The following is a 7,406-nucleotide window of genomic DNA, read 5'->3' as shown; positions in this document are numbered from 1 at the left end:
GCGGCCGCGACAACGTGACGACCGGCTGGATCTGGCCCGGTCAGGCCATCGCGTCACCCGTCGACTGGCGGCGGCGCAGCTTGTACGCGCCGACGCCGACGCCGCCCAGCAGCAGGGCCGAGCCGGCGGCCAGACCGCCACCGGTCATCGCCATGCCGCCACCACCGGCGTGCACACCACCACGGGGCCGGTCGCCGCCACGGCCGCCTTCGTCGCCGCCACGGCCGCCTTCGTCGCCGCCACGGCCGCCTTCGTCGCCACCGCGGCCGCCTTCGTCGCCGCCACGGCCGCCTTCGTCGCCACCGCGACCGCCTTCGTCGCCGCCACGGCCGCCCTCGTCGCCGCCGCGACCGCCCTCGTCGCCGCCGCGGTCTCCACCACGGCCGCCCTCGTCGCTGGTGATCACGGAAGCCATGAAGCCGCCACCGGCGTGGACGCCGCCGTACGGGCGGCCGTGGTCGCCGCGGCCACCGCGGTCGCCACCGCGACCGCCCTCGTCGCCGCCACGGTCGCCACCGCGGCCGCCTTCGTCGCCGCCACGGCCGCCTTCGTCGCCACCGCGGCCGCCTTCGTCGCCGCCACGGCCGCCTTCGTCGCCGCCACGGCCGCCCTCGTCGCTGGTGATCACGGCCGCCATGAATCCGCCGCCGGTGTGGACACCGCCACGCGGGCGGTCACCGCGGCCACCGCGGTCGTCGCCACGGTCGCCGTAGCCACCGCGGTCTCCGCCGCGGTCGCCACCGCGACCGCCTTCGTCGCCACCGCGACCGCCTTCGTCGCCACCGCGACCGCCTTCGTCGCCACCGCGACCGCCCTCGTCGCTGGTGATCACGGCCGCCATGAATCCGCCGCCGGTGTGGACGCCGCCGTACGGGCGGCCGTGGTCGCCGCGGCCGCCGCGGTCGCCACCGCGACCGCCTTCGTCGCCGCCGCGGTCGCCGCCACGGCCGCCTTCGTCGCCGCCGCGGTCTCCACCGCGACCGCCTTCGTCGCCGCCGCGGTCTCCACCGCGGTCGGACTTTCCGTAGTCGTCGCCGCGCGAGGACGAGTAACCGTTGTCGTGGCCCGAGTCGCCCGACGTGACCATGGCGTAGGCGGACGGGCCGGTGATGGCGAGGACCGCTGTGACAGCGGCCGAAGCGAACAGTGTGCGGGCAGAGCGCATCTGAACACATTCCTTCCGCCGCAACTGCGAAGAGTGACTGGGTGTCGACTCAATGTGGCGCAGTGGCGACGTGATCCACCGTCAGCCGGAATGCGGATCCGCGCCATCGGGGAGTGCAGCATTGGAGCTACGCCGTGGGCTCTTCGGGTGGAGTGGGGCCGATAATCACCCGTTGGACTGCACACGGTGACGTGCGAGGTTTGGGCGGCGCGGCCCCACTCGTTTGCCTCCCCCCTTCGTGCGGCCGGGTGGTCTTCGCGCACCTCGTGACGGCCCCTCGGGTCAGCTGAACCGAGGGTGGAGCGAGGGGACTTGGCGGAGGTCGCCCGGTGTGCCGGCCGGGCGGGGAAAGCCCTTCGGCCTGCCGGATTCCCCGCGCGGGTGCCCCCGGACCAGGACCGGCGGCGTGTGTGATCCGGCGACGCGCCGCCCCCGGACCTGCTTGCTTTCGAGTGCCGAGGTGTGCGGGGCGCAGCGGCCGCTAAATCGGTTGCCGGACGGTTTGCCCCTCTGCTGTACTCCCCGCTGAAGTCGACCGACAAAGGAGCGGGTCATGCGAGGAACTCTCATGTTCATTCAGGCGGGAATTGCCACCGATCTTGAGGACATGGAGTTTCGTGCACACGCTGAATCTGGGAATCCTGGCGCATGTCGACGCCGGTAAGACGAGCCTGACCGAGCGGCTGCTCCACACCGCCGGTGTCATCGACGAGATCGGCAGCGTCGACGACGGCAGCACCCAGACCGATTCCCTGGCACTCGAACGGCAGCGCGGGATCACGATCAAGTCCGCCGTCGTCTCGTTCGCCGTCGACGACACCACCGTCAATCTGATCGACACCCCCGGCCACCCGGATTTCATCGCCGAGGTGGAGCGGGTGCTGAGTGTGCTCGACGGCGCCGTCCTGGTCATTTCCGCGGTGGAGGGCGTACAGGCACAGACCCGCGTGCTGATGCGAACGCTGCGGCGCCTGCGCATTCCGACGCTCGTCTTCGTGAACAAGGTCGACCGCGGCGGCGCGCGGGGCGAGGCCGTGCTGCGGAGCATCGCCGAGAAGTTGACTCCGGCCGTGGTCGCCATGGGTTCGGTCCACCGGCCGGGCGGCCGGGACGCCCGCTGCACGGCGTACACCGACGCCGACGCCGGCTTCACGGACCGGCTGACCGAACTGCTCGCCGACCACGACGACGCCCTTCTGGACGCGTACGTCGAGAACGCCGCGCCCCTCCCGTACGGCAGGCTGCGCGAGGAGCTGGCGGCGCAGACCGGTCGGGCGCTGGTGCATCCGGTGTACTTCGGCTCGGCGATCACCGGCGCCGGGGTGGACGCCCTGATCGGCGGGGTCCGGGAGCTGCTGCCCGCCGGCGGGGGCGATCCCGGCGGGCCGGTCTCGGGCACGGTCTTCAAGGTGGAGCGCGGACCGGGCGGCGAGAGGACGGCGTACGTCCGGATGTTCTCGGGCACGCTGCGCATCCGTGACCGGCTGCCGTTCGGCCGGGGCGACGGGCGCGCCGAGGGCAAGGTGACCGGGATCAGCGTCTTCGACCACGGCTCGGCCGTGCGCGGGGCGGAGGTCCGCGCGGGCCGGATCGCGAAGCTCCGGGGGCTCGACGGCATCCGGGTCGGTGATCCGGTCGGCGAGCCGGACCGGGCCGCACCGGACCGGTCGTTCGCTCCGCCGACGCTGGAGTCGGTCGTGGTGCCCCGCGCCCCGGCGAGCCGGGGCGAGCTGCACTTCGCGCTCGCGCAACTCGCCGAGCAGGACCCACTGATCAATCTGCGTCAGGACGACGTCCGGAAGGAGGTCTCCGTCTCGCTCTACGGCGAAGTGCAGAAGGAAGTCATCCAGGCGACGCTGGCCGATGAATTCGGAATCGGTGTCACCTTCCGCGAGACCACGACCATTTGCCTGGAACGGCCGAACGGCAGCGGAGCGGCGTACGAGATCATCGATCAGAACGGGAATCCCTTTCTGGCGACCGTCGGCCTCAGGGTCGACCCCGCCCCGGTCGGCAGCGGAATCGCCTACCGCCTCGAGGTGGAGCTCGGATCGATGCCCTTTTCCCTGATGCGGGCGGTGGAGGAGACCGTGACGGAAACCCTGCGGCAGGGAATTCACGGCTGGCAGGTCACCGACTGCGTGGTCACCATGACGCATTCCGGCTACTGGCCCCGCCAGAGCCATTCCCACGCCGTTTTCGACAAGAGCATGTCGAGCACCGCGGGCGACTTCCGCAATCTGACCCCGCTGGTCCTGATGAGCGCGCTGCAGCAGGCCGGCACCACCGTGCACGAGCCGATCCACCGATTCCGCCTGGAACTCCCCGCGGACCTGCTCGGCCCGGTCCTGCCCGTACTCGCACAGCTGCGCGCCGTCCCCGGGACACCGGCCCTGCACGGTTCCGTGTACGTACTGGAGGGCGGGATCCCGGCGGCCCGCGTCCACGAGCTCCAGCAGCAGCTGCCGGCCCTGACGCGCGGCGAGGGGGTCCTGGAGTCCGCCTTCGACAGCTACCGCGCGGTCGCCGGTACGCCCCCGGACCGGCCGCGCACCGACCGCGATCCGCTCAACCGCAAGGAGTACCTGCTGCGTACGGTGCGCAGGATCGCCTCGGGCGGGGACGGGCGGTGACCCCGGGCGCGGTGCTCAGTTCAGCAACGACCGGGCCGCCCTGGCCCGGTGCCGGATCGCCTCCGCCGCCGCGGGCTCGACCCGGTCGACCACGTCCGCGTACTCCTCCATCTCCGCCGCCCCGCGCAGGAACTGCCCGCTCTGGACGAGCAGCTGCGCGCGCTCGTAACGGAGCCTGGCGGGATGCGAGGGAAGCAGCAGCGACAGGTCCACCGCCCACAGCGCCACATCGGTGTGCTCGGGGCGGGTCGCCGCCCACGCCCTGATGTTGTTCAGGATCCGCAGCACGATCTCCAGCGGCCGCGCGGGCGCCAGCATCGACTCCTCCAGCGGTTCCCCGGTGGCCCCGGCCACCAGCAGCTCGGCGTCCTGCCCGGTCATCGGCCGGCCCCCGTCGAAGGGGTCGGCCAGCACCCGCTCGGCCGGATCGCCGAAGCCGACGACGAAATGGCCGGGCAGCGCCACCCCGTACACCGGGGCGCCCGCCCGCCGCGCGACCTCGATCCACACCACGGACAGCAGGATCGGCAGCCCGCGCCGCCTGCGCAGCACCTCGTGCAGCAGCGAGGACTCCAGCCGCTGGTAGTCCGCCGACGAACCCGCGAAGCCGCACCGCTCACCCAGCAGTTCCGCCAGCGCCGAGGCCCAGGCCCGGCCGCCCCGGATGCCGTACGGAAGCCGGCCCGCCAGCTCGTCCAGCTCGATCTGCGCCGCATCGATCCCGTGCGCGTCCAGCTCCGGATCGGCCACCGCGCCCACCAGCAGGCAGAGCAGCGCGAGGTCCGGCCGCTCGGCGCGCGCCTCCTCGGCGAACCGCCGGCACAGCTCGTCCCGGTCCGGGCGCTCGGCGGGTTCAGGGTTCATCGGGCCCATCCGTCCCGTCACGCCGACCGGAAGTGGTGGTACAGGTGATGGACCGAGAACCCCATGCCCTCGTACAGCGCCCGCGCCCCCTCGTTGTCCGTCTCCACCTGGAGCCACGCCGCCGATGCGCCCTCCTCCAGGGCCTTGCGGGCGAGCGCGGTCATCACGGCGGAGGCGAGCCCCCGGCGCCGGTGCGCGGGATCGACCTCGACGGCCATGAAGCCGGCCCACCGCCCGTCCACCACGCACCGCCCGATCGCGGCGGGCGCCGCGTCCTCGCTGTCGCCGGGCACCGAGGCGAACCACACCGAGGGGCCGCCGCGCAGCACCGCCAGGACGTGCGGGCCCTGGGTCTCGAAGCGCTGGTAGCGGGAGAGCCACTTCTCGTCGAGATCCCGGCTCAGCCGCACCCGGGACACGTCCGCGTCCAGATCGCCGATCGGGGCGAGCCCGGCGGTGCGCACCTGAGCCGTCACCTCGCGGCTCCATCCGCGCTCCTCCAGCTCCGCGCAGAGCAGCTCCTGGGTGCCCTCGGCGCCGGTCGCGGTCTGGATGTACGCGGGCAGGTCCCGTTCCCCGTACCACCGCCGGACGTGCCCGAGCGCCTCGTCGAGCGGGACGCCCGGATCGCCGAGCGGCAGCACGGAGTTGGCGCGCCGGGTGAACCCCCGCGCCGCGCGCAGCCGCCAGTCGCCCAGCGCTTCGCTCTCCACCGGCTGCCAGGCGCGGGCGCAGACGGGCGCGAGCTCCTCGAAGGAGGCCGCCGGACCGCGCCGCCGGGCCGGAGCCGCGGGCACCACCTTGCCCGCCACCAGAACCGACTCCGGGATGCGGACGGATTCACCGCTCTTAGGTGTGATCGAGAGCACACCGTCGTCCCACGATGTGAGAACCCCTACCGTGTCGGCAAACGTCGCTCCTTGTGGGGCCGTCTCGCACACACGCCGGACTGATACCCGTTTGCCCACGTCAGCCGGTGTGATTCGGACCCTGAGCTGTCCGCCGATGGTGAATTCCACAGCTCTGTACGCCCCTCCTGTTCGGTTCGTGCCCCGGAACGGAGATACTAGGGGCGGGCATCGACGACGCCGCGCTCCCGCGCGAGAGCCAACGCCCTACCGAGGAGGAACGACAGCGTGACCTACGTCATCGCGCAGCCTTGTGTCGACGTAAAGGACAAGGCCTGCATCGAAGAGTGCCCCGTCGACTGCATCTACGAGGGCCAGCGGTCCTTGTACATCCACCCGGACGAATGCGTCGACTGCGGAGCCTGTGAGCCGGTGTGCCCGGTCGAGGCCATCTTCTACGAGGACGACACCCCGGAGGAGTGGAAGGACTACTACAAGGCGAACGTCGAGTTCTTCGACGACCTCGGGTCGCCCGGTGGTGCCTCCAAGCTGGGCCTGATCGAGCGCGACCACACGTTCATCGCCGCGCTGCCGCCGCAGAACCAGTAGTCAGCGGCCAGCACGTGCGCCGCCCCGGTCCCGTACGGCTCGTCACCGTGCGGGACCGAGGCGTTTTCGCGCCCGGGTGACGAGCGGTCCGAGACCCTCGTGACCCCGTGTGTGTCCCGCGTGACCCCCGTACGAGAAAGCAGAGATCCGTGTCCGCAGTCTCCTCCCGTCTCCCGGTCTTCCCCTGGGACAAGCTCGCGCCCTACAAGTCGACGGCCGCGGCCCACCCGGACGGCATCGTGGACCTGTCCGTCGGTACGCCCGTCGACCCGGTGCCCGGGCTGATCCAGCGGGCGCTTGTCGCCGCGGCGGACAGCCCCGGCTATCCGACGGTGTGGGGGACTGCCGAGATGCGTGACGCGATCACCGGCTGGGTGGAGCGGCGGCTCGGCGCGGTCGGGGTGACGCACGAGAACGTCCTGCCGGTCGTGGGGTCCAAGGAGCTGGTGGCCTGGCTGCCGACGCAGCTCGGTCTCGGCGCGGGCGACAAGGTGGCGTACCCGCGCCTCGCCTACCCGACGTACGAGGTGGGCGCCCGGCTCTGCGGCGCCGAGCCCGTCGTCTACGACGACCCGACGGAGCTGGACCCGGCCGGGCTGAAGCTGCTCTGGCTCAACTCGCCGTCCAACCCGACCGGCCGTGTCCTGTCCAAGGACGAACTGATCCGGATCGTCGCCTGGGCGCGCGAGCACGACGTGCTGGTCTTCAGCGACGAGTGCTACCTGGAGCTGGGCTGGGAGGCCGAACCCGTCTCCGTACTGCATCCGGACGTCTGCGGCGGTACGTACGAGGGCATCGTCGCCGTCCACTCGCTCTCCAAGCGCTCCAACCTGGCCGGATACCGCGCGGCCTTCATCGCGGGCGACGCGGCGGTGCTGAGCGAGCTGCTGCTGATCCGCAAGCACGGCGGCATGATGACGCCGGCCCCCGTCCAGGCGGCGACGGTCGCGGCGCTCGGCGACGACGAGCACGTCGCCGAGCAGCGGGCCCGGTACGCGGAGCGGCGCGCGGCCCTGCGCACCGCGCTGGAGGCGCACGGCTTCCGCATCGAGCACAGCGAGGCGAGCCTGTACCTGTGGGCGACGCGCGACGAGCCGTGCTGGGAGACCGTGGCGCACCTGGCGGAGCTGGGCATCCTGGTGGCGCCGGGCGACTTCTACGGACCGGCCGGCGACCGCTTCGTACGGGTGGCGTTCACGGCCACGGACGAGCGGGTGGCGGCGGCGGTCAAGCGGCTGTCCTGAGAACGACGGCACACGCGCGGGGCCCCGGGAGTGCGCACTCCCC

At 72.4% G+C, this 7,406-nt stretch carries 6 protein-coding genes; 4 read left to right on the top strand and 2 right to left on the bottom strand.

All coding sequences use genetic code 11. The features are described 5' to 3' along the window. On the top strand, positions 1 to 1,330 hold a 1,330-nt coding region (locus tag ACWCPY_RS42575; protein ID WP_451274488.1), incomplete at its 5' end, for a hypothetical protein. A gap of 452 nt (positions 1,331 to 1,782) precedes the next feature. Beyond that, a complete protein-coding gene (locus ACWCPY_RS42570) occupies positions 1,783 to 3,798 on the top strand; it encodes a GTP-binding protein (protein ID WP_451274486.1) in 2,016 nt (671 codons plus the stop codon). Positions 3,799 to 3,813: 15 nt separating this feature from the next. Here the strand turns inward: ACWCPY_RS42570 and ACWCPY_RS42565 are convergent, their stop codons facing one another. Together ACWCPY_RS42565 and ACWCPY_RS42560 are read right to left on the bottom strand one after the other, a co-directional pair. Next, a complete protein-coding gene (locus tag ACWCPY_RS42565; protein ID WP_451274484.1) occupies positions 3,814 to 4,662 on the bottom strand; it encodes a transglutaminase family protein in 849 nt (282 codons plus the stop codon). A 17-nt stretch (positions 4,663 to 4,679) separates the two neighbouring features. Then, positions 4,680 to 5,681 carry a GNAT family N-acetyltransferase gene (locus ACWCPY_RS42560; protein WP_451274482.1) on the bottom strand — a complete coding sequence of 334 codons (1,002 nt, stop codon included), beginning with the start codon at positions 5,679 to 5,681 and terminating at the stop codon, positions 4,680 to 4,682. Positions 5,682 to 5,798: 117 nt separating this feature from the next. Here ACWCPY_RS42560 and fdxA point away from each other — a divergent pair, with 117 nt between their 5' ends. Both fdxA and dapC read left to right on the top strand, forming a co-directional pair. Further along, positions 5,799 to 6,119, top strand: coding sequence for a ferredoxin (fdxA, locus tag ACWCPY_RS42555; RefSeq protein WP_451274480.1), 321 nt, complete (start codon positions 5,799 to 5,801; stop codon positions 6,117 to 6,119). A 149-nt stretch (positions 6,120 to 6,268) separates the two neighbouring features. Beyond that, entirely contained in the window at positions 6,269 to 7,363 is a 1,095-nt protein-coding gene (gene dapC, locus ACWCPY_RS42550) for a succinyldiaminopimelate transaminase (RefSeq protein WP_451274478.1), read from the top strand. Positions 7,364 to 7,406: the final 43 nt, after the last annotated feature.

It is taken from the genome of Streptomyces sp. NPDC002403 (assembly GCF_053593015.1).
Note: the sequence above shows the minus strand (reverse complement) of the source record. Positions and strands in the feature narration are given on the sequence as shown.